At 61.1% G+C, this 20,769-nt stretch carries 19 protein-coding genes and 2 pseudogenes; 8 read left to right on the forward strand and 13 right to left on the reverse strand.

From position 1 onward, the window contains the following. Positions 1-84: 84 nt before the first annotated feature. Both E5P3_RS36560 and acs read right to left on the reverse strand, forming a co-directional pair. Positions 85-519, reverse strand: coding sequence for a DUF488 family protein, N3 subclade (locus E5P3_RS36560; protein ID WP_162590107.1), 435 nt, complete (start codon positions 517-519; stop codon positions 85-87). Continuing rightward, positions 507-2,498, reverse strand: coding sequence for an acetate--CoA ligase (acs, locus tag E5P3_RS32075; protein ID WP_269474019.1), 1,992 nt, complete (start codon positions 2,496-2,498; stop codon positions 507-509). Before acs ends, E5P3_RS36560 begins: the two co-directional genes overlap by 13 nt. Before the next feature lie 148 nt (positions 2,499-2,646). Between acs and E5P3_RS32080 the strand changes: the two genes are divergently transcribed. Beyond that, positions 2,647-3,525, forward strand: coding sequence for a LysR family transcriptional regulator (locus E5P3_RS32080; protein ID WP_162590108.1), 879 nt, complete (start codon positions 2,647-2,649; stop codon positions 3,523-3,525). 111 nt (positions 3,526-3,636) lie between these two features. Here E5P3_RS32080 and E5P3_RS32085 read toward each other — a convergent pair whose 3' ends face one another. Then, positions 3,637-4,011 (reverse strand): hypothetical protein, encoded by a 375-nt coding sequence (locus E5P3_RS32085; protein ID WP_162590109.1) that lies wholly within the window; start codon positions 4,009-4,011, stop codon positions 3,637-3,639. 719 nt (positions 4,012-4,730) lie between these two features. Here E5P3_RS32085 and E5P3_RS32090 point away from each other — a divergent pair. The 4 genes from E5P3_RS32090 (at position 4,731) to E5P3_RS32105 (ending at position 7,277) form a co-directional block, all read left to right on the forward strand. Next, a complete protein-coding gene (locus E5P3_RS32090) occupies positions 4,731-4,955 on the forward strand; it encodes a hypothetical protein (protein WP_162590110.1) in 225 nt (74 codons plus the stop codon). A 308-nt stretch (positions 4,956-5,263) separates the two neighbouring features. Continuing rightward, positions 5,264-5,713: a group III truncated hemoglobin gene (locus tag E5P3_RS32095; RefSeq protein ID WP_332107413.1), complete on the forward strand. Its 450-nt coding sequence runs from the start codon at positions 5,264-5,266 to the stop codon at positions 5,711-5,713. 60 nt (positions 5,714-5,773) lie between these two features. Further along, positions 5,774-6,241 (forward strand): RrF2 family transcriptional regulator, encoded by a 468-nt coding sequence (locus E5P3_RS32100; RefSeq protein ID WP_162590112.1) that lies wholly within the window; start codon positions 5,774-5,776, stop codon positions 6,239-6,241. Positions 6,242-6,473: 232 nt separating this feature from the next. Continuing rightward, a complete protein-coding gene (locus tag E5P3_RS32105) occupies positions 6,474-7,277 on the forward strand; it encodes a DUF4158 domain-containing protein (RefSeq protein ID WP_162590113.1) in 804 nt (267 codons plus the stop codon). Positions 7,278-7,550: 273 nt separating this feature from the next. Here the strand turns inward: E5P3_RS32105 and E5P3_RS32110 are convergent, their stop codons facing one another. From E5P3_RS32110 to E5P3_RS32120, 3 genes are all read right to left on the reverse strand, one after another. Beyond that, positions 7,551-9,263: a UvrD-helicase domain-containing protein gene (locus E5P3_RS32110; RefSeq protein ID WP_162590114.1), complete on the reverse strand. Its 1,713-nt coding sequence runs from the start codon at positions 9,261-9,263 to the stop codon at positions 7,551-7,553. Beyond that, a complete protein-coding gene (locus E5P3_RS32115) occupies positions 9,260-11,143 on the reverse strand; it encodes an ATP-dependent nuclease (RefSeq protein ID WP_162590115.1) in 1,884 nt (627 codons plus the stop codon). The genes E5P3_RS32110 and E5P3_RS32115 overlap by 4 nt, the downstream gene beginning before the upstream one ends. Positions 11,144-11,404: 261 nt before the next feature. Next, the gene (locus E5P3_RS32120; RefSeq protein ID WP_162590116.1) at positions 11,405-12,523 is read right to left on the reverse strand and encodes a type I restriction endonuclease; all 1,119 of its coding nucleotides are present in this window, start codon (positions 12,521-12,523) and stop codon (positions 11,405-11,407) included. Positions 12,524-12,784: 261 nt separating this feature from the next. Here E5P3_RS32120 and E5P3_RS32125 point away from each other — a divergent pair, with 261 nt between their 5' ends. Further along, on the forward strand, positions 12,785-13,462 hold the full coding sequence (locus E5P3_RS32125; RefSeq protein ID WP_232073566.1) for a hypothetical protein: 678 nt from the start codon (positions 12,785-12,787) through the stop codon (positions 13,460-13,462). 586 nt (positions 13,463-14,048) lie between these two features. Here the strand turns inward: E5P3_RS32125 and E5P3_RS32130 are convergent. Next, positions 14,049-14,399 carry a hypothetical protein gene (locus E5P3_RS32130; protein WP_162590118.1) on the reverse strand — a complete coding sequence of 117 codons (351 nt, stop codon included), beginning with the start codon at positions 14,397-14,399 and terminating at the stop codon, positions 14,049-14,051. A 259-nt stretch (positions 14,400-14,658) separates the two neighbouring features. Here E5P3_RS32130 and tnpB point away from each other — a divergent pair, with 259 nt between their 5' ends. Together tnpB and tnpC are read left to right on the forward strand one after the other, a co-directional pair. Then, positions 14,659-14,922: an IS66 family insertion sequence element accessory protein TnpB gene (gene tnpB, locus E5P3_RS32135; RefSeq protein WP_162590119.1), complete on the forward strand. Its 264-nt coding sequence runs from the start codon at positions 14,659-14,661 to the stop codon at positions 14,920-14,922. A 79-nt stretch (positions 14,923-15,001) separates the two neighbouring features. Then, positions 15,002-16,396: pseudogene (tnpC, locus tag E5P3_RS32140) on the forward strand (IS66 family transposase); the annotation flags it as partial. 57 nt (positions 16,397-16,453) lie between these two features. On the opposite strand, the gene E5P3_RS32145 reads toward tnpC, so the two are convergent. The 6 genes and pseudogenes from E5P3_RS32145 to E5P3_RS32170 form a co-directional block, all read right to left on the reverse strand. Then, on the reverse strand, positions 16,454-16,750 hold the full coding sequence (locus E5P3_RS32145) for a type II toxin-antitoxin system RelE/ParE family toxin (protein WP_162590278.1): 297 nt from the start codon (positions 16,748-16,750) through the stop codon (positions 16,454-16,456). Continuing rightward, positions 16,747-17,055 (reverse strand): type II toxin-antitoxin system RelB family antitoxin, encoded by a 309-nt coding sequence (gene relB / locus E5P3_RS32150; protein WP_162590279.1) that lies wholly within the window; start codon positions 17,053-17,055, stop codon positions 16,747-16,749. Before relB ends, E5P3_RS32145 begins: the two co-directional genes overlap by 4 nt. A 157-nt stretch (positions 17,056-17,212) precedes the next feature. Further along, entirely contained in the window at positions 17,213-17,620 is a 408-nt protein-coding gene (locus E5P3_RS32155; protein WP_162590120.1) for a hypothetical protein, read from the reverse strand. Positions 17,621-18,111: 491 nt separating this feature from the next. Beyond that, positions 18,112-18,510, reverse strand: a complete 399-nt coding sequence (locus tag E5P3_RS32160) for a hypothetical protein (protein WP_232073568.1) — start codon at positions 18,508-18,510, stop codon at positions 18,112-18,114. Positions 18,511-18,549: 39 nt separating this feature from the next. After that, a pseudogene (locus E5P3_RS32165) lies at positions 18,550-18,828 on the reverse strand (transposase domain-containing protein); the annotation flags it as partial. Between the two features lie 454 nt (positions 18,829-19,282). Beyond that, positions 19,283-20,698 carry a transposase gene (locus E5P3_RS32170; protein ID WP_162590121.1) on the reverse strand — a complete coding sequence of 472 codons (1,416 nt, stop codon included), beginning with the start codon at positions 20,696-20,698 and terminating at the stop codon, positions 19,283-19,285. Between the last annotated feature and the right edge of the window lie 71 nt (positions 20,699-20,769).

Consider the following 20,769-nt stretch of genomic DNA (forward strand, 5'->3'; position numbering starts at 1 on the left):
CCTCAGGTGGTGATTTCTGGGCGGACAGACGAGGCTCCGCATAGCTTAGGTTCAGGATGTCCCGGGCATTCACGCTTCGCTCCTCTACCGCGCGTCCGCCCTGGCTCTCCGCTCGTTCAGCACGTCGCGCAACACCGCCGCGTTGCTGTGTATAACGTCGCTCGTGTCGGACAGAAGAGTCAATCGGCTGCGGCAAAGCAGATCATCAAGCAAACACAACAGATCTTCGCGCTGCGCAAGTTCTGCCCGATATCTGCGACTGAACGAAGCCCAGCCGCTGGATGTAAGGAAATGGCAATGGCAGCGATTCAACGCGATGCTCGGGCCCGCTTCACGCAGCCATAGGTCAGCCCCAACGCGCCTCTTGGTCATCCCGATCGGCCACAGCCTATCCACAAGGATGCGCAAGCCGTCATCGCCGGATATGCTGTCGCGGGCGCGCTTCACGAGCAGTGTGCCCGCGGCGTACTGCGGCCGAAGTTGCCTGGACGCGGGCGTTTGAGAGATCAATGAGTGCACGGCAGGTCACTTCGATCACGCGGCACGGACGAGTCAGACGCGATGGTGAGCCGACCGATAACCAAGTCGTCAAGCACGGAAGGATCCGCCAAGGTCGACGTGTCGCCCAGATCCGACGTCTGGCTGGCCGCAATCTTTCGCAGCAGCCGCCGCATGATCTTTCCGGATCTGGTCTTTGGCAACTGCGTCGCCCACTGGATCGCATCGGGTACCGCTACCGGCCCGATCCCTTTGCGCACCCGTTGCTCGAGATCCCTGCGAAGCGCGACGCTCGGTTGCGCACTGCCTTGCAGCGTCACGAATGCGTAGATGCCTTGACCTTTAAGAGCATGGGAGTAGCCGACGACGGCGGCCTCGACAACTTTCGGATGCGCCGCTAAGGCGCTCTCGATCTCCACCGTCCCGAGCCGATGCCCGGACACATTTACTACGTCATCAACGCGCCCTGTGATCCAGTAGTAGCCGTCTGCATCGCGCCGCGCGCCATCACCCGTGAAGTAGAGGCCCGGGTAGGCGCTGAAGTACGTTTCCACGAATCGTCCCGGGTCGCGGTAGATGGTTCGTAGCATTCCAGGTCCCCCGTCGCGCAAGCACAGCATGCCATCGCAAGCACCTTCGAGGACACGTCCCTGCTCATCAACGATCACCGGTTCGACCCCGAAGAAAGGCAGCGTGGCCGAGCCGGGCTTAGTCGCAATGGCACCGGGCAATGGCGCGATCACAATGGCGCCAGTCTCTGTCTGCCACCAGGTGTCGACGATCGGGCAGCGCGCCTTTCCCACCACGTTGTAGTACCAGAGCCAAGCCTCAAGGTTGATCGGCTCGCCAACTGTGCCAAGAAGCCGCAGCGACGTGCGACTGCTGCGCAGCACTGGCATCTCGCCATCGCGCATGAGCGACCGAAGCGCCGTCGGCGACGTGTAGAAGATGCTGACCCTGTGCTTGTCGATGACCTGCCAGAACCGTCCGCTGTCGGGGTAGTTCGGCACGCCCTCGAACATTACCGTGGTTGCGCCATTGGCAAGCGGACCATAGACGATGTAGCTGTGCCCTGTGACCCACCCGACATCGGCGGTACACCAGAAGACGTCACCCGGGTGGTAGTCCAGCACGAGTTTGTGCGTCAACGAAGCCGAAAGCAGGTATCCGCCAGTCGTGTGCAGCACACCCTTGGGCTTGCCTGTCGAACCTGACGTGTACAGGATGAATAGCGGGTCTTCAGCGCCCATGGCTTCAGGCTCGCACGATGGGTCCTGGCGTTCGAGTAGCGCGTGGTACCAAAGGTCCCTGCCTTCGGTCCAGCCAATCGCGCCGCCCGTTCGCTGCAAGACCACGCAGGTCCTTACGCCCGGGCATTGCTTCAGGGCTTCATCGGCGTTCGCCTTCATCGGCAGGCAACGGCCGCCGCGCACGCCTTCGTCGGCGGTGATCAAGACCGCGGGCTTGCAATCCTGTATCCGGCCGGCAAGAGAATCCGGCGAGAAGCCAGCAAACACCACCGAATGGATCGCGCCGATGCGCGCGCAGGCGAGCATCGCCACCGCCGCCTCTGGCACCATCGGAAGGTAGATCATCACGCGATCACCCTTCGCCACCCCCATGGCCTTCAAACCGTTTGCCAGGCGGCAGACCTCTGCGTGAAGTTCGGCGTAGCTGATCGTGCGGCTCTCCGCCGGATCGTCGCCTTCCCAGATGATCGCGGGCCGCGCCCCGTCGTGCAAGTGCCGGTCCACGCAGTTCACGCAGGCATTGAGCACGCCGTCTCCAAACCACCGGATGCGTAGCTCGCCGGGCTCGAACGAGACATCCCGAATCAGTGAGGGCCTCTCCATCCAATCCAGGGATTCGGCCTGTTCGGCCCAGAACTCGTCCGGTTCGCGCAAAGAGCGTTCGTACGCCTTGCGGTATGTCGGCTCGTCCATCCAAGCGCGCCACTTCCATTGGCCCGGCACCGGAAATACCAGTTCGTTAGTCGCCACTCTGTGCTCCTTTGCCATTGCCTTCAACGCATGCATCGTGCCCTAGAGTCATCTTCGGTGGCCCGGCTTCAAAAGTACAACGATATTGATTGCTGATTGAGTGCAATAATTTTGCTTCCGCTTGCTGCAATCAAAAGGAGGCCAATCGATGGACATCAATCTCGCTCGAACCTTCCTGGAGATTGTCGAGACGGGCAGTTTCCTTCGCGCTGCAGAGAGACTGCATGTGACTCAAACAGCAGTCAGTGCGCGGGTGAGGACGTTGGAGGAACTGCTCGGCCGAAAGCTCTTTGTGCGCAACAAATCGGGCGCCACACTCACTCCTGCCGGCGTGCGGTTCCGTCGCTCCGCTTCAACCCTTGTTCAGGTCTGGGAACGGGCGCGCCAACAGGTCGGCATGCCACCGGGGCGCCGTGCCGTACTGACGGTCGGGTGTGAGCTCAGCCTGTGGGATCCGCTCCTGCTCAACTGGCTGTTATGGATGCGGACGTCTGCTCCGCACCTCGCACTTCGAACAGAGGTTGGATTTCCAGAGGATCTGCTCAACCGCGTGGCAGAAGGCGTTCTCGACATCGCGATCGTCTACGCACCCCATCAGCGGCCGGGTCTTCGGATCGAACTGCTCATTGAGGAGAAGCTCGTCATGGTCACAACTTCAAAATGCAGCCAGGTGCCGCGCCCGGCCGACTACGTTTATGTGGACTGGGGGCCGGACTTTGCGGCGCAACACAGCTTGGCATTCCCGCAACTTTCCAATGCCGGTGTGAGCGCCGGACTTGGGCCGCTCGGTCGCGAGTACCTCCTTAGGGCCGGCGGCGCAGGTTACTTTCGACTTGACGTGATAAGTGAACATCTGAAAAGCGGGCGACTGCATCGCGTACGCGGTGCCCCTGAGTTCCTCTACCCGGCTTACGCGGTATACGCCGCGAGCGCAGATGCCAAGATCGTCAACCCTGCAGTTGCTGGACTCCGCCATGTGGCCAGGCCGGCTTCCGCACCGCGCGCTCTTCGAACGTCTCGAAACTGAACGAGCATCAGGATCGCTCACGTCATGCCGGTACTCGCGCCAGTTGATACCGTCCCTATCACCAGGATGGCGCCCTTCGCCGAGACAGACCGGCAAGCGCAGGAACTCTCCCTAGGGCGAGACATCGCGAAAAACTTCGGCTCGATCGACGAGGTGGTTCATCTCGGCCGATGCACGGAGCGTTAACTGGTGCGGCGTGAAGCCCGGGCGCGGCGAAATATAGGCCGCCATGTCACGTGCCAGCGCGCGCTCCCGATCGGATGTGCCTGCCAAGAGTGCAATGACCAGATTCTCCAGCGCAATCACACGGACATGAAGTTGCAACAACTCGGCATTTGTCAACTGTGGCATCGTTGTTTGGTCTGCACCTGCCGTCGCGTCGTCGAGCGGGCGACGAGGTCCTGCTCCGCCTTCGTTCTCCCATCTCGAAAGCGCCTTTAGGCGCAACTGCACACGATCTGAATCGTTCCCTTCTGCATGTGACATGTGGACCTTTCCGCGGGCTCTTGAATCCTGCACCGTATGGCTTAGCCCCAAACCTTGTCAAGGGTGCGGCCGGCGGCTACGAAGTCTGTGAACTGTGCTCTCTCGCGCGTTCGCAGGAACATGTGTTCTTCAACTCCAAGCCCGGGCGACCGACAGGATACGGAATGCATGCGGGTACTTCTCACGGAGACCATACCTCACGCGGATGACTGATCGCTGGGTTCAAACTAGCTGCACCGTGACTTTTGCGCTGGAGTGAGTGACCCTACGCCCTAGTGCGACTCATCTCACCAATACTAAGGCGCGAGTTCTTCCTATGCTATGGTCTCTCGCGCCCTTCTCCCCTTCTACCTTAGTGGGATGTGATGTCAATCAGCCAGCTCTTCGTTGACGAAATGCTTAGTCCCGCACCGTGGGCACGTTCGTCGAATTCTTTACTGCCTGCGACATCGGTGGTTCTCAAAGGCGTTCCTGCCTTTCTTGTTTGACGCGGTAGGCCTCGCGTCTTGTGCCTCGCGCCAGAAGCTACCTACCGTTCATCCCTGAGCCGCTTCATTTCCGCCAGCCGGCGCCTTGCACGTCGCTCGCTCTCGCGCTTCTGAAGCATCCCAGTCAGTTCGTGGCCAAGCGCCCTCAGAGTCTCGAAGTGAAGGACTCTGCCTGGGCCTGTCCAGAACTGCATAGCTCTCGAACATCTCTTAGCTGACGAGGAGAACCGCATGACAACAGATTTCATTCGACCGATGTACCTCGCGCGGTCGCAGCTTGCCGAGTACGAACGCCTTGCGTGGTTCCTTTTCGAATGGTTCGAGCGCGAGCGAAGGCTCAATCTCGAGGCGTTGTCAGCAACTCCGCCCTTTGCCGCCATGACGCTGATGGGCGCTATGCAACCGTTTCTGTTCTTTCCGACGTCATTGTTGGTCATCTCCGCAGCTAAGGAGTAATCCACGCTGCAGCCCCAATCTCCGCCGACCGGATGCGCTGCATATACCCCCCGCGGTTTGCCGGACGGACTCTGTTCATCTTCGCCGTCGCGAGCCATACGAGTAGGCGCTCGATTCGGCGTTCAACTTGTCCGGATCAGTGTCGAGATGATCTCGATGGCGCAGCGTGATCGAATAGCCGTGAAGGAGTGAGGGCTCTCGTGAACTTACACGTCAATCCGACTGCGATATTATAAGATGTAGATAGAATATATCTTTGCCTAGCGAGGTCTCCTGTGCCGAACCCTGAGCTGTGCACCGAAGCGGACGTGACACTACTCGTTCACTCGTTCTATAAGAAGGTGCGCGAAGATGCGATGCTTGGCCCGATCTTTGAGGCTCACGTCAAGGACTGGGACCGCCACTTGGCAACGATGGTCGACTTCTGGTCGTCGGCACTGCGAGGCACGGCTAGGTATCGAGGCGCGCCGCTGCCTAAGCATGTAGCCATACCCGAGTTGCGAATCGAGCTATTCCATCAATGGCTCAGTCTGTTTCGCGAAACCACGCAGTCTTTGGATAATGCCGATCTGCAGGCACGCGCCGACGATCTCGCGCATCGCATCGCTGGAAGCTTGTGGTATGGCTGCCAGGCGCGCCATGCGTCCGAACGGATGATCGCGGACGTCACTGATGTCGGTAGGCAACCGACTAGGCGGCGCGACTTGTCCCCGGTAGCGCTACAACGACCTACAGCGCAACGTGACCAAGCAAACTGAGCAATAGCCATATCGGGAAATCGCGTGTACTTGAGATGCGCTTTCCGAAGAAGGAAACCTATGCGGTTGACTGTGATGACCGACTACGCGCTGCGTCTACTCATGTACGTAGCTCAAAGACAGGACAGGTTGTGCACGATCAGCGAGATTGCCGAGGCCTACGGTATCTCGGAAGCTCACCTGATGAAGGTGACACACCAGTTGGCCGTCCATGGCTGGATCGAGACGGTTCGCGGCAAAGGGGGCGGAATGCGACTGGCTCATTCACCCGCGGAGATCAACCTTGGGACCGTGGTCCGCAACATGGAGGCGGATTTCAATCTGGTCGAATGCTTCGCCTCCGATAGTTCCTGCCTGCTGACAGGCCGGTGTGCTCTTGCGAGCGTGCTGCATGCAGCACTGGAAGGATTCCTTCAGCATCTGGACGCACGCACACTCGGCGACCTTCTGCCCCCCAAGGTCACTTTTCTTCCTCCAATCGGAAGAGGAAGGGCCATGCCGAAGATCATCGGGGCGCGAAATGCTTGAAAGCGAGGGCGTACCGCCAGCCATGCTACCCAGGCCCGGGCTTCGCTCACAGCCGTTCAACCGTTCGATCGGCATAACGCGGCGATCTTTTTGCTTGGCGTCGTTCCATTCGGGGTGTTTTCGGTTTTCATGCATTTTGTGGCGCTTTGCCAAGGCCGTTCCGGCAGGCGCAGAATTTCGGCCCGGCGCTGCTGGCCACACTGGCGCCAGACAAGAACAGCCAGAGGGACTCGTGTCCAGCTACCACCTGCGTTTCGTCGGCGCCGATCACCTGCCCCGGACACTCTCCGAGTTCGATGTCGCGCGGTTTTTTCACCTCGCGCCGGATGACGCGAAGGCCATCAAGGAGCGCTTTCGCGCCGATCGACGACTCGGCGTGGCGGTGCAGTTGGTGTTTCTGCGCGCCAGCGGCCGCCCGCTGGATCGGTTCGCGATGGTCCCAAGGACGCTGCTGCAACACCTCGCCAAGGAACTTGGCGTCACGCAGACCAGCATTGCTTCCCTGCGCTCGATGTATCGACGCCGGGAAACCCTCTACGATCACCAGCGCTGGGCCCGCGAGCAGCTGGGCCTAGGCAGTTGCGGCGACAAGGAACTCGCCGCGCTGAAGGCCCAGCTCCGAGGCCAAGCCAATGATGCTGCCTCCATTGACGAGCTCGTCAATGGGGCCGAACGCTGGCTCTTCGAACGGTGCACCCTCCTCCCATCGGACCGCTTGTTGCGCGATGCGGCACGCAAGGCGTTCGCCGTCGTCGAGCAAGCGGCACTGGAAGTCATCGACGCCGCCGTGTCGGCGTCTGCGCGGACCGTCTGCCAAACCATCCTCTTTGAGCGAATTGCCGGCGATGAGGGCCAGACCGTTCTGGAGTGGCTGAAGACGCCCGCCGCGCGGCACAGCCCGAGCACCCTGGCGGACACGATGGCCAAGGCGCCTTCGAATAGGGAGGATCTCATGCAGCGGTTGCGTAAGTTGGCGGACCGGAGCAGCCGTCATTCGGTCGAGGCGGGCACGACGTGGTGCCGGGTCGCCGCCTGAACGTCAGCAGAACCTTGAGGACCGGTCGGCCGCATGGCGCCTGGCCAAGCGCCTGCATGATCGCGATGTGGTCGACGCAGTGAAGTAGTGAAGTTGACGATCAAGGTCGACGGACCGCAACCGCTGCGAAGCTGCCTCGAGCGAGCGTCCCTTCAAGACTGATTGCAGTCGCTTGCCTAGACCCAGTCGGGCGACCGCTTTCACCGTGAACGGGCCAAGGCGGCATCTGGGCATGAAATGTTGACTCATATTGGTTGCCCTCGGCGACTCTAGTCATAGGAAAGGGCACGGATCGCGTTTCGGCGTCAGGATGCTGGTACGACGAATAGCACGAGTTACACCGACCCGCAGCGCCAATAGGTCCTGTGCCAAGGCTTTTTGGTCATCTCGTGCCCTGGCAATGCGCTGAAACATGCCGTCGTAGATGATGACCTCGTCGAACTCCTTACCCTTCGACTTGTGGATCGTCATCAGGTGAATGCCGCGCCAGTCCTTCTGAGCCGCCGCGAAATGCTCCTGCACTAGGGCGCTTCGCACCGCCTCCTCAGCACCTTGGTACCCTCCCTGTGCGCGCCAAAGACTGCCTAAGTTGGTCCGCAGCACTGAGCCGCGGTGCAGAAGCCGAAGGTAGCGCGCGTCCGTTGCCACTTGCTGTAACGCGTCTGCGGACGACGACGCCAGAAGACCACGAAGGTGGAGCCAGTCTGCCGCAGGATCACCCGTCAATTGAAATTTCTGTCGCTCCGCTGAGATTCGTCGGACCTCATTGACGATCAGCTGGCGCTTAGCACCGCGGACCTTTCCAGTTGCTACAAAGCCACTGAGAGCGCCTGCGAGGTCGAGTTCCGCCTGTGGCGTGGGCTTGCCTCCGCGCCGTCCGCGAATATGGGAGTTAAGGGCTCCGAGCATCCGACTCGCCACGTCGGCCGCCGCGCCTCCCTCCAGCAGCGTTGCTATCACACCAGCGGCTAGCGCTGGCGGCTCTGCATCCATCGCAACGTCATGGTTTAACTCCGGCAAGCCGTCAGCCGTGGAAGACAGATAGTCGGACAAATCAAGCATCAGCCGCTTAGATGGCACGAGGATGGCGATGGACTTATCAGGAACGTTCTTCAGTCGTGTAAGGGCTGCGCACACCGCGGCCTTGGTGCTGAAGTGCAGACTCTTTCCATACATGAACCCATAGCGGTTGACCCTGACCTGCTGGTAGGTCCTGCCCTTGTTCGCCCCCGTGAGAAGGTCGTTCCCATAGGTCGTGATGTCGGTACCGCTACTACGGTGGTTCTCGCCGACGAAATCAAAGTGCTTCGGTTGGAAAGTCTCCACGAACTCGCCTACCCGCCTTGGGTCCGCACCTCGAAACTCGTAAATGCGCTGGTCGGGATCAGCGAGTGCGATCAGCCGACTACGTTGCCCGAGTTGCTGAATCAGCGCCCATTCATCGCTGTTCGTATCTTGAAATTCGTCGAGGATGACGATGGGATAGCTGTCGGAATAGATACCGGCCAGCCGACCGCTCCTTTGAAACAGTTCGCCAACCAGGCGGGCAAACAGGTCGAAATGCAGAAGTCCCTCTTGCTCGAAAAGCCGCTTCTTCTCGGCATCATGGCCGTTCTTATCGATGTCGGTCAGGTGCGCCGCCGCCTCAGGTGGGGGCAATAGTTGCACGCCCAGCCTGCCGTTCAGCAAATAGGCATGGCTCCGAAGAATAGTCCATGCGAATCCGTGGTACGTGCTGACCTCAAGCCATTGCAGATCCTCACGTGAGATCAGCTCCGAAGCCTTTTCGATGATGCGCGCGACCGTTGGCCTCGCGAAGCTCAGAAACAGGACCTTTTGTCCTGGTTTGAGCCTTCCCAATCGGATCTCGTCCCGCGCCTTCACCAATGCGACATGCGTTTTGCCGGCGCCAGGCCCGCCCAGCGCGAGGGCATGTTCGGCGCACGCCAAGAATCCCAGCTTCTGATCGCTCCACAAGGCGGTCATGCGAACGGCTTGGGCGGGTGAGGTTGAAATTCTGCGTAGATCGGTGCCGAAGGAAGGGGTGTAGCTAGAACCGCCGCCTCGCCATCCGCAGCTGCAACTTCTGCAGCCGCGCCGGGGTCCTGAGCTGGAGGTGGCGGCGGTTCGATGACGTTCTTGATGGCCGCCAACGTAACTCTTACGAACTCAGGCATGTCGTCGACGGCCGGACACGAGGCGAGCAGGTCGCCCGCGTCTCCGCTGCCTTTCGCCCATCCAAAGTACAGCGACAGCATCCCCTGCAACTCGGCCAGTGGAGTCACGGCTGTTGGCGTCTTCGCCGCCAGATGTGGGGGCCAATCTCCAGCAGCGACCACCGCGATGGCATAGCCGCGGAGTGCAGCTTCGGAAGTCCCATCCAGCACCAGGTTTTCAAAGCCGTTGGTCGCTGACTCGTAGGGATGGTCGACCGCGGCGGCTATGGCGGCTAGAGCCTCTGGTGTCTGCTTGTCGAAGACCGCGAATACAACTTTTCCCAGAGATCGGAAGAACTTACCCAACGGAGCGACGTTGGTGTCTCCACGCGCATCGATGATGGCCACACCGAGGTTCTCGAGCGATTTGTAGTGCTTGGCGTCCAAGTCGCACAGCCGGCGTGCCGCGGCAGGCAGCGCATCGAACTCTGTTCGGCCTTCAAACACCAGCACGTAGCGAGCTAATAGAGCCTCGCAAAACCGCGTTCGAAACTCGGTGCGATACGTCTTGGGCTTAACTGCTGGAGGGTATGCAGCCGGCATCCCGGTCATGACGCCTGCTGCGCGCTTCAGAATTAAAACTTGACCCGGGTCGAATTCCTCAAGCACGTAAGGCGAATGAGAGGTGAAGATGGCCTGGGCCGACTTCTGGCGCAACGACCTGATGATGCGCTTCTGGGTGTGCGGGGGGAGCGCGATCTCGGGCTCTTCCATAGCGAAAATGACGCTCTGCTTCAGCTCGGCAATGATGGACAGCAAAGCCAGCACCAGCGTGTTGATCGTGCCTGTGCCTTGATGCTGATATGGGGCGGCGTAGATGGACCCGTCCGACCTCGTCGCGCCGGTACCCATGAAGACCGTCAGGGTGCGGCGAAGCATGTCTCGGGTGAGGTCCGAAACCCGCATGTGCGGTTGCTCGGCCCAGTCGGAAGGCACGTAGTGGCGCACTGCATCCTGCACAGAAGCGAGCAGCTCGCCAATTTCCTCGGCTTCGCCAACCGGCAATGCCCGTAGCTGCCCAAGCAAGTCCTCCCACATCGTCAGTCGAGTCTCCTTCAGTCGGAGGATCACGTCGAGCAATGAGCCGCGTTCAAGACTGAGGGCTCGGGCGCCGGTTCGCAATGTGCGCAGGTATAGAAAACCACACCTGCGCTTGTCGGGTGCCGAAAAGCGAACATATGACCCGCCCGGCGTTTCGGGAATCGCGTAGTACGTTTCGCCAGTGAAGTCGTCCTCGTCGATGTCGTACCAACCGTTGAAGAAGACGCGCATCGCAGGGCCCACATGCTCTGCGCTCGTGCCTTCAGGAGGCGGCCCATTAAGCAACGCCTTGGCGTTCGTGTCCCACCATTCGACATGGTCGCGGAAGTGCCGCTGTTGTTCCTCAGACAGGCCGGCTACGATCACTTCGACCTGAATCGGGATGACCTCCTTCTTGGCCGGGTCCACATACATCCCGGCATAGAAATCGTGTTCGTCAACCACGGGTCGGCGATTGAGCCGCTCAGGCCCGAGCACCAGGTCCACCGCCTCCAGCAACGTGGACTTGCCAACATTGTTGTCCCCAACGAAAACCGTGTGTCCGTCGAGGAGGACCTCGCCGTGGGCGATGCCTCTGAAATTTAGGACGCGAACGCGCACGAGATGCATTTCAAACCTCCCTGCCTAGTAAGATCCGGGCCACTGCGCCATGGGACGCAGGATTCAATGTGTCCATAAGCAGACGACCGCTGTGGAGTGTGATCGCGCATGCACGACGCCGCCACGACAGGCAGCAATCGCTGCGAACCGTCTGTTCAGGTTTAGGATCACAGTTTGCATGTGACCGGTACTAGATCATCGTTTCGAAAGATGCTGATCGGAGAAGTGGTTCAGCGGACGCTAGCTTCAAACCTCACGCCTTGCCACTCCCTAGGTTGCCAGTACCTCGCCGGTCTTGTCTGGCGTCACGTTTAGGTAGTTGGTCACACACGCCGTAAGGCGATCAGCGAAATCGAACAGCTGGTCGACGGTTGAGATCGCGAGGCGTTCCTCATCCTTGTTTTCGCAAAACAGGCCAACGACAAGCTTCGACTCGTTGTTAAAACGCAGGCGACAGATCGGCTTGCGATTGTTGTCATCGAAAAGGATGGCGCAATAGCTTGCCGCGTCTCGGATAAAGATCCGTCCGGGCTTGACGACGGGCCTTAGGATGGCACGAATGATTTGATAGGCCTCGAGCTCGACGGCCGACGGGGTGAACCCTTCCTGGGAGCTTACCTCCGTCTCTGTGGCAGGCGTCTCGGCAACCACGAGGACTGGTGAAAGCGGCGGCTCTGGAGTCATGGCGCCCTTGAGGCGCTCATTGATCTTGTCGCCGATGAGCTGCTGGAACGCTCGCTTAGTCACAGCGGTAAACTGCTCCTTTACGGCATTCTTAAAGTGCTTTCCTGCAAGAAACTCCGCCGACACGAGGCGGACGAAATCTTCAGGCGGGTTCGTCATCCAGACATTGAGCGTATTCTGAATCGCTCGGGTGTACTTGAGGTGATTGGCCGTGGTGAGAATGGTGTCGATGTCGAAGGCGGCCTTTGCAAACTTCTTGAGCTCTTCAATCTCTTGCTCGCGGAAGTTCAGGATGTTGAACTCGAAGAAGGGCTTCTCATCCATCTTGTTCGGCTTCTCCAGGTCCGTGAAGAACTTGTACGTGATGCCATTGGTAAGCACGCCAAACCGTGCTTCGGTCACGTGGAAGTACCTGAATAGCTGGCCCGCGTGGTTTATGTTGAGATCACCGCCGCTCTTCTTGCATTCGAAAAGCATGATGGGCTTGCCGTCCTTGAGGATGGCATAGTCGACCTTCTCGCCCTTCTTCGTTCCGACGTCGGCGATGAGCTCAGGTGTCACCTCGAGCGGGTCGAAGACGTTGTAGCCGAGAAGCTGGATGAACGGCATCACCATCGCGTTCTTAGTAGCTTCCTCCGTTTGGAGAAGGTCCTTCGCGACCGCGACTCTCGACGCGAGCGATCTCACTTGATCGATGAAATCCATGCTGCTTCCTCTGTTCGTTGTTGCGCGCGGGGATCGCGACGGAGCATTCTGTTCAAGCGCGAGGCCTTGAACAACCGATAAATGACCGGAAGTCCAGGGTTTGGCGAAGTGAATCGCAAGATGTGCGGATTTGTTCACCCCTTCCGTTTCACAAGGCACGAAGCTAACGTCGCGGCGACGAGCTGGCAAAGCTACATTCGGCCAATGTCTCCAGAAGAACCAACGCTGCCGCGTCGCTCCGCCCGCCTAAGCTGTGCTGGCGTGCTGAGCATCTTGACGACCCTCGTAGCGGTTGGAACGGTCACCCTGCACGTCCTGGGCGTGGCTTCACACCGAGCGTACCTGCAGTACTGGGGCATTGACGCAGACGTCTTCCCCAAATCCACCGACTGGGTGTTGATCAACGGTTATCACGGCTTGATGAATCAGTCGGCTGTGGCGTTGCTGGGAATACTTGCCAACTTCGGATGGTGGGCTGCCGCGGCCGTCGGAGTGGCGCTCTATCTTTTCATTCTCCTGTCGCCGTGGGATGCGGGCTCTGGTGCCGTGTTCAAGTGGTTGAGTCAGCGTCCCGCTTCGGTACAGCGCTTCGCGAAGATTCTGGCGGCTACACTTCTGATCGCGGCAATCATCCCGGTCGTGCTGGTTGCATGGACGGCGGTAATGGTCATGCCCTATGTACTTGGCGAGGCCAACGGCAAGGCACATGCCACACGCGAGGCTCTCGAGTTTAAGAAGGGCTGCGAGCACTCGAAGCAGCCGTGCGTTGAGCTGAAGAGGGGCGGCGAGACGCTCGGCTCAGGTTTTTTTCTGGATGGCTCGGCTTCGCACATTGCCATCTTTGACGCGCAGCTGCAGCGTGCTCGGGTTGTTCCGCGGGACGCCGTTGAACTGATCTCTGGTCGGACGCCGGCGCTGCCCGAGGTAATTGCCCCTTAGTTTGGACGGCGTTGCCTGTCGGTGAACTAAAAATTCCGATGCTGGCTGCCATTGAAAGGAGAACCAGCGGCCCCTAGGTCGCTGCACGCGAGTAGCGTTCCCCATCGGCGGATCTGAAAATCTTGAACCATTTCCGCCATCCGTACGCGGCGACCTGGCAAGAATCGCGATGACAACTCACAGATCTGACAGCATCGGTACAAATCCTTGAATATGCCGCTGCATGGGCACCAGTCCCATCACCTTGGGAACAACCGTCGATTAGCGAGCACTCATTCCCAGTTCACCGCGAACGTCAGCAATTGGCTCGATCCGAGTCACAGGTCGACTCGGTGCCAAGGACGGCTTTCGCTGCGAAGCAGGCTGTGGCGCGCCATCATTTCACGGGCAACTGCCCTCCCCCCATACTGCATTGCCAGCTCATCACGCCGGTGCGCCGCAGACCCGCACCACCGGTCATCTCGCAATGGGCGGGCATGCTCACGATGACCGCGGTCGGTGGTGGCGGTGGTGGCGGTGGCAGCGGGGCCTGCACCCGCACCTCCCAGCCGAGCTCCCCCGCCCCCGCCCCAACGCCCTGCCCGGCTTAGAACGCGTTAAACACCGCCGAGTTGGCCGCAGCCTGCCCCTGGACGTTTTCGAGCGCCCGGATCACGCCGCGCAGGCGCTCGCACTCGCGCTCGAGCGAGGCGACCCAGGCGCGGGCGTGCTGCGCTTCATTGAAAGCCTGCGCGTGGAGGGTGGCGAGCCCCCAGCGGCTCTCGAACCACAGCGTTAGATAAACCGCGCGCGGGGCGTTGCCGCTGGCCTGGTAGCGCTGCAGGGTACGCAGGCTCACGCCCAGGTGGCGGGCGATGTTCTTGCGCGATTCCATCTGGTCGGCCAGCAGATAAGCCAGGGGCGGCAGCCGGGCGAACGAGGGAGCGAGGAATGGCATGGAGGACCTCCTGCGAGAGGCGAGCAGGCGGCGGCGCCGGCCCGGCAGGGCAGTGTCAACTTGTCGCGGTGGCGTGGCGCCCTTCCCGCCCCTGCCGTGCGGGCTTTTCAGGGGGGATCGGGCCGTTGAACATAACAAGGCTTTACTCATTATGTGCTGTAAACCAAGTTCAGATGTCGCACCGCCAGCAAAGTTGAAATGTCACCACAAGCGCATCCCCATCACTCAATCGCGCCTTCCCACGTAAGTAGCAGCGCTGGTGCAGCAGGCGCTCGGGTTGGACCCGTTTGCTGCATGCGTGTACGTGTTCAGCAACCGCCGGCGCAATCGGGTGAAGGTGCTGGGCTGGGATCGCAACGGGTTCTGGCTGCTGCTCAAGCGACTGGAAGAAGACCGATTCATCTGGCCGAGCGAGGCAGTGGTGCCGACGCTGACGGTGGAGCAGTTGCACTGGCTGCTCGATGGCATCGACATCGGCGTTGTGCAGCGGCACCCGCAGCGTATCTACGAACGGGCAGGCTGAGAGCGGTAGTCATGGCGATGTGCCATTGCTGCAGATACGCATGGCGCGGCGGCCTGCCACCCAGGACAATGCCCGGCAGATGGCCGACACTCCCACGCTCGAACAGTTCGCCGCCCTGCAGCAGGCGCTGGCCGAAGCGCTGAAGCACAACGAATCTTGGCGGGCGAGCTGCGCGTGACGCGCACCGAGCGCGACTCGCTGAAGGAACAGCTCAACAAGTTCAAGCGGCAGCTGTTCGCCGCCAGCAGCGAGATGACGGGCCAGCACCAGAAGGACATGTTCTTCAACGAGGCCGAGAGCCTCGGGGCGCAGGCCGAGCCGGCGGCCGAAGAAACCGACGACGACAAGATCGACGTGCCGGGCCACAAGCGTGCCAAGCGCGGACGCGAGCCGCTGGATCCGGCGCTGCCGCGCGAGGTGGTGCGGCACGAACTGCCCGAGGGCGAGCGCGTGTGCCCCCACGACGGTGCGATCTTGCGCGAGATCGGCGTGGAGCCAGCGAGCAGTTGGACATCATCCCCCAGCAGGTGCGCGTGATCCGCCACGAGCGCGTGAAGTACGCGTGCCCGTGCTGCGACGGTGGAATGCGCCTGGCCGCTCGCCCTGCGCAGGTGATCCCCAAGGGGCTGTTCACCGAGAGCGCACTGGCTTGGATCGCCACGTCGAAGTACCTGGACGGGCTACCGCTGTACTGACAGGCGGCGCAGCTGGGGCGCTTCGGCGGCACCGACATCTCGCGCAACACGGTGGCCGGCAGCATCGTGCGCCTTGGACAACTGCCCGGCCAGTGGTGAACCTGCTGCGCGACGAACTGCTGGACGCGCCCTTGGTGTTCGGTGACGAAACCGAGCTGCAGGTGCTCAAGGAGCCCGGGCGCAGCGCGCAGGCCCAGAGCTATATCTGGGCGCAGATGACCGATGGTTGCGGCAAGGACGGAACGGCGCTGGCGCTGTGCGCCGGCATCCGCGAAGGGACGGTGCTAATACCCGACGGCTACGAGGTCTAAGACACGGTTGCCGAGGCGAACCGTCTCGTACACCTGGGGTGCTGGACCCATTGCCGACGGTACTTCCATGAGGCATTGCAGGCATTGCCCAAGGATCAACGCGGGCCGGGTCAATTGGCCGCGCGGTTCATCGCGCTGATCAGCAAGCTGTACGAAGTGGAAGCGCAAGCCAGGCGCGACGGCGTGGATACGAACGAGCTCGGGCGCCGGCGGCAGCACGACCGCGTACCCGTGCTGGCCGACGTCGAAGAGCTGTTGCTGGCCAACCTGCATGCCGTGCTGCCCAAGAGCTTGCTGGGGCAAGCGCTGCATTACCTGGCGTCGCAGTGGAGCAAGCTCAAGTGCTACGTCGACGACGGGTGCTACAGCATCGACAGCAACGCACAGGAGAACGCGATACGGCCCTTCTGCGTCGGGCGGCGCAACTGGCTGTTCGCCGACACGGTGGCCGGCGCCAATGCCAGCGCTCAACCAGGCACTCGTTCTCGCCATGCAAACACGAGGGCGAACAACATCAACCCCTCTTCACGGCAGGTCTGTCAGTTCGCCGGGCCACAACTGCGCGCTGTGAAGAATTCGCAGGATGCGAACGCAATCCTTGCCAACCCGATAGGCCACGATGTACGACGTACGGCGAACGACCAGTTCGCGCGTCCCTTCGACGCGACCTGGTCGCCCGCCTTCTGGAAACTGCAACAGCACCAGCACTTGGGTGGCGATGCGCTCGTCCACTGCAATCGCCGCGCGCGGATCGTCTCGTTCGATGAAGTCGAAAATCCGCTCCCGGTCATCCATCGCCAACGGCGACCACTCAAGCCTCACGCCTTACCTTCACCCGCTTTGAGCAGTGCAGCGGCGCGGCGCTTGGCGAAATGCGCATTAACTTTTTCATGCGGGATGGCAGGGCGCGGATCATCCAAGGCCTCCTGCACCTTGGCTCGGAACCAGGCGTCATGGGCCGCAGCGTCAACGGTAAAACCCGCCGGCAATGCGCCCTCCTTGGCCACACGTGTCAGAACGATCCTCATCACGTCCGAGACGGTGAGGCCGATGTTGTCGAGCACTGCGGTGGCGCGCTCCTTCACCTCAGCGTCGATGCGGGTCTGTACCAATGCGTTCGCGGCCATAGTGGGCTTCCAAGTCGGGGAACAATGGAATTATTGTAATTCAAATGAATGACGCTACAACATCCCAACCTTACGACCGCCCGGAGCACAACGCCGCGAAGGCCAACGCCAGGGAGATCCTCCCCCAGTGATGGTCTGACGGGCGGCCGAGCCGAAGCTAGTCAGCAAACGGGGAAAGCAACTTGTTGATTTTATTGAGCTTTTCCACGAATTCCGGTTTCGGATGTGATAAGCCGCCCCGGTGGGCGGCGGCAGCACGCCGAACTTGGATCTGGCGCCGCACGGCGTCATCCACAAACCATGCGCCCTGATGCGCTGCTGCGGACCAGGGCGCCTCTATCCCGACGAGACCCCGACTAGACCGAGTGATAGCCGGCGCGTTGGCGGCCGGCTGCGCCTGCGCGTGTTCGTAGGCGCGGATGGCACGGCGCAGGCGCTCGCACTCGCGCTCGACCGAGGCGACCCACGCGCGGGCGTGCGGCGCCTCGTTCACGGCCTGCGTGTGCAGGGCGGAGATCCCCCAGCGGCTTTCGAACCACCGGGCCAGGTACACCGCGCGGCGCATTACCGGTCGCCGCATAGCGCTGCAGAGTTCGCACGCTCACCCCCAGGTGGCGCGCGACGCGCTGGGGTGGCTCGATTAGGTCGGCAAGTAGAAACGACAGCGGCGGCACTCGCGCCGCTGAGGGCGATAGGAATGGCATGCGTGACCTCCTGTGGATCGACGGCCGACCTCGGAGGGAGTGTGCTTTCAGGGGCGGTGCGCGCCCTGCCCTGTCGGCTTTCCCTTGGCCCAGGGCCGATTAAGCATAACAAGGCTTCGCGCTCCGGGCTTTATAGGAGCGATTTAGTAATGTCGCGTTCTCACCAATTTCAAATGTCGCAGAGTCTCCCGACCCAGCTTCTGGGAGACGGCGCTCAGATGTGGAGCACGTGCCGAAGCAAGTGGAACGGAATGCGCCACGATTGGCCGTTGCCGTTGCCGTTGCCGTTGCCGGTGTTGACGGTAGCCGTTCGTTGGTTAATGCGAACGACAGTGCCCACTTGGGGTTGTAGCTACTTGTCGTCGAACGAGACCTTCTCGCCGCCACGGAAATCATTGCGAGAGGCTTTGAGCGGCGGCGGTTTCGCCGGTGCTGCTTGCGCGATCGGCTGTGCGGTCGCCAGCGGCGACTCGACAGCCGCATAGGGCAGCTTCCACTCGCGCAGCGTGCATTCCTCGTGCAGCGTGACCTGCGCGTCCTTCATCGCCAGGACCTTGCCGTTGCGCATCTGACCGTCGCGCCAGTCGAGGAAGCGCACGGTCTGCCCCAGGTTCATGTTGATGCGCACGGCGATGATCCGGCGCGGATCGGCCAGCAGGCGCTTGATGATGGTGCTCAGCTGGAACAGCTCCAGGCTGCTCGCGCGGCTGAGCGCATCGATCAGCTTCGGGTCGGTGCCTTGCAGGATCACTCTCGTCTTCCTTCGTTGCGCAGCCGGGTCGCGTGTGGTTCAGGCTGCCAGTCGTTGCTCGATGTGGTGCCCGCCGATGTTCCACGGCAGTAACTCGTCGATGCGGTTGATCGGATGGTCGGCAATGCGTGCGAGCACATCGCGCAGATACGCCTGCGGATCGAGCCCGTTCAGCCTGGCCGTCTCCACCAGACTGTAGATCGCCGCGGCGCGCTCGCCTCCGGCGTCCGAACCCATGAAGAGATAGTTGGATCTTCCAAGGGCCACACCACGCAGGGCACGCTCGGCAGCAGCGTTGTCCAGCTCGATGCGGCCATCGGTCCAATCGTCGGGGCATTGGCCATCCCGGGACAGCTGCAGCGCCGGGCCGCAGATCAGGAGGCGGCACGCACCGCGCTGGCGACGAGCATAGGAGTCATGGCGCGCGGAGCCCAGATCGTGGGCCTGTGCTTCAGTGCCCAAGTGCCGTACCGGGCGTCACCGACGCGTACCGGAAAACCACCGCCCTGACCGACGCCAGCACCACGGTAACCGGAATGCTGCACCTCATCGCCGTGGCGGGACTTGCTCCGCGCGTGAACCTCGCGACGAGGGATTGGGCCTCGCCTGAGCTTCGGCACGCGGTCGAGCACTTCACTCACGATCACGTTACGGCTAATTCTGTTGAAAAACTCGTCTCGAACGTAGGGCGCCCACAATCCCCGGCACTAGTTTTTGAGGTTTTGAGTTCGTCGCCAGGATCGATTCTGTCGCGAAGCTCCTGCGGGCGTTTTCACGCCGTCTTGAAGCGCCCAACTTGTACGCTTAGCATCCATCGCTTCGCCATGCGCCTCAGGTTCTGCGCGGTTGCCGCCAACAGGAACTCGTCATGTGCTCCGCTCAATCCTCGTAGACGCAGCCGATCAAGTTTGAGAATGCGCTTTAGGTGCGCAAAGAGCATCTCGACCTTCTTTCGATCGCGCCGCGACTGCTTGTACTGCGGCGTGTCGGCGAGCTCACGGGCGACATCCCGTGATCGCTCATGCACGCTGCGCGTGATCCTTCGGCTGAGCATGTTGGGGCAGCACTGTTGCTTCATTGGGCACGCCACGCAGTCATGCTGGCTCGCGCTGTAGATGATCGTTCCGGCCTTGGTAATGCGCTCGCGCTGCTTGGTGAACTGGCGGCGATCACTTAGTAGCGCGCGGCCTTGCGGGCAGCGGTACTCGTTGGCTTGCTCATCCCAGCGGAACTCACTGCTCGACAGCGTGCCGTCCTTGCGCTCGCTCCTATCCCACACGGGTACATGCGGCGCGATGCCCTTGTCTTCGATTATCCACCCGAGCAACGGGCCTGTTCCATACGCTGTATCGCCAACCAGGCGTCGGGGCTTCATGCCGAAGCGGTCCTCTACGCGATCAACCATCGTCTTGGTCGATTCCACTTCGGATGTGCGGTGCGCGGGCGTGGCCTCCACATCCACGATGATTCCTGCCTGCAGGTCGATCAGGTAGTTTGTTGAGTAGGCGTAGAAGGCCGGGCCGCCTGGAGCGGCCGTCCATTGCGCTGCAGGGTCGGTCAGCGAAATGTTCTTCCCGGAGGTTGGGGGTCCCGGCGGATCATTGGAATCGTCGTCCGTCGGATTGCTCTCTTCCAAGGCGGCAAGGTATTCGCGTACAGCGCGGCTTGGCCCCTCGCCCTTGCTCCACTCGGAGGTGTCGGCTCCCACGCCACCGCGACTGCGCTTCGCGTCCGCCTTGATGATGCTCGCGTCCACCGCAAACCCTTCACCACGTACAAGGCCTTCGCTCATGCAGCGCCGCAGCACGCTCTCAAAGACGTGGCGCAATGCGTCGCTTTCGCGGAAGCGCCCGTGCCGATTCTTGGAGAAGGTCGAATGGTCGGGGACTGCGTCCTCCAGGCCAAGCCGACAGAACCATCGATAGGCCAGGTTCAAGTGGACCTCTTCGCAGAGCCGACGCTCGGAGCGAATTCCGAAGCAGTAGCCCACGATCAGCATGCGCATCATCAATTCGGGATCGATCGATGGCCGTCCAGTGTGACTATAGAAAGGCGCGAGGTGGTGGCGCAAATCGCCGAGATCGAAGACCCGATCGATACCCCTCAGCAGATGATTTTGCGGAACATGATCGTCAAGGTTGAACGAGTAGAAGAGCTTGTCTTGCACGCCACCTTGATGACCCATCATGTCGATGCACTCCTCGGTGAGATGCAACCAACATAGTCGAGACGGGTTAAATTTCCAGGGAGTTTTTCAAC

Origin of the sequence: Variovorax sp. RA8, assembly GCF_901827175.1 — a bacterium.
Lineage (GTDB): Bacteria > Pseudomonadota > Gammaproteobacteria > Burkholderiales > Burkholderiaceae_C > Variovorax.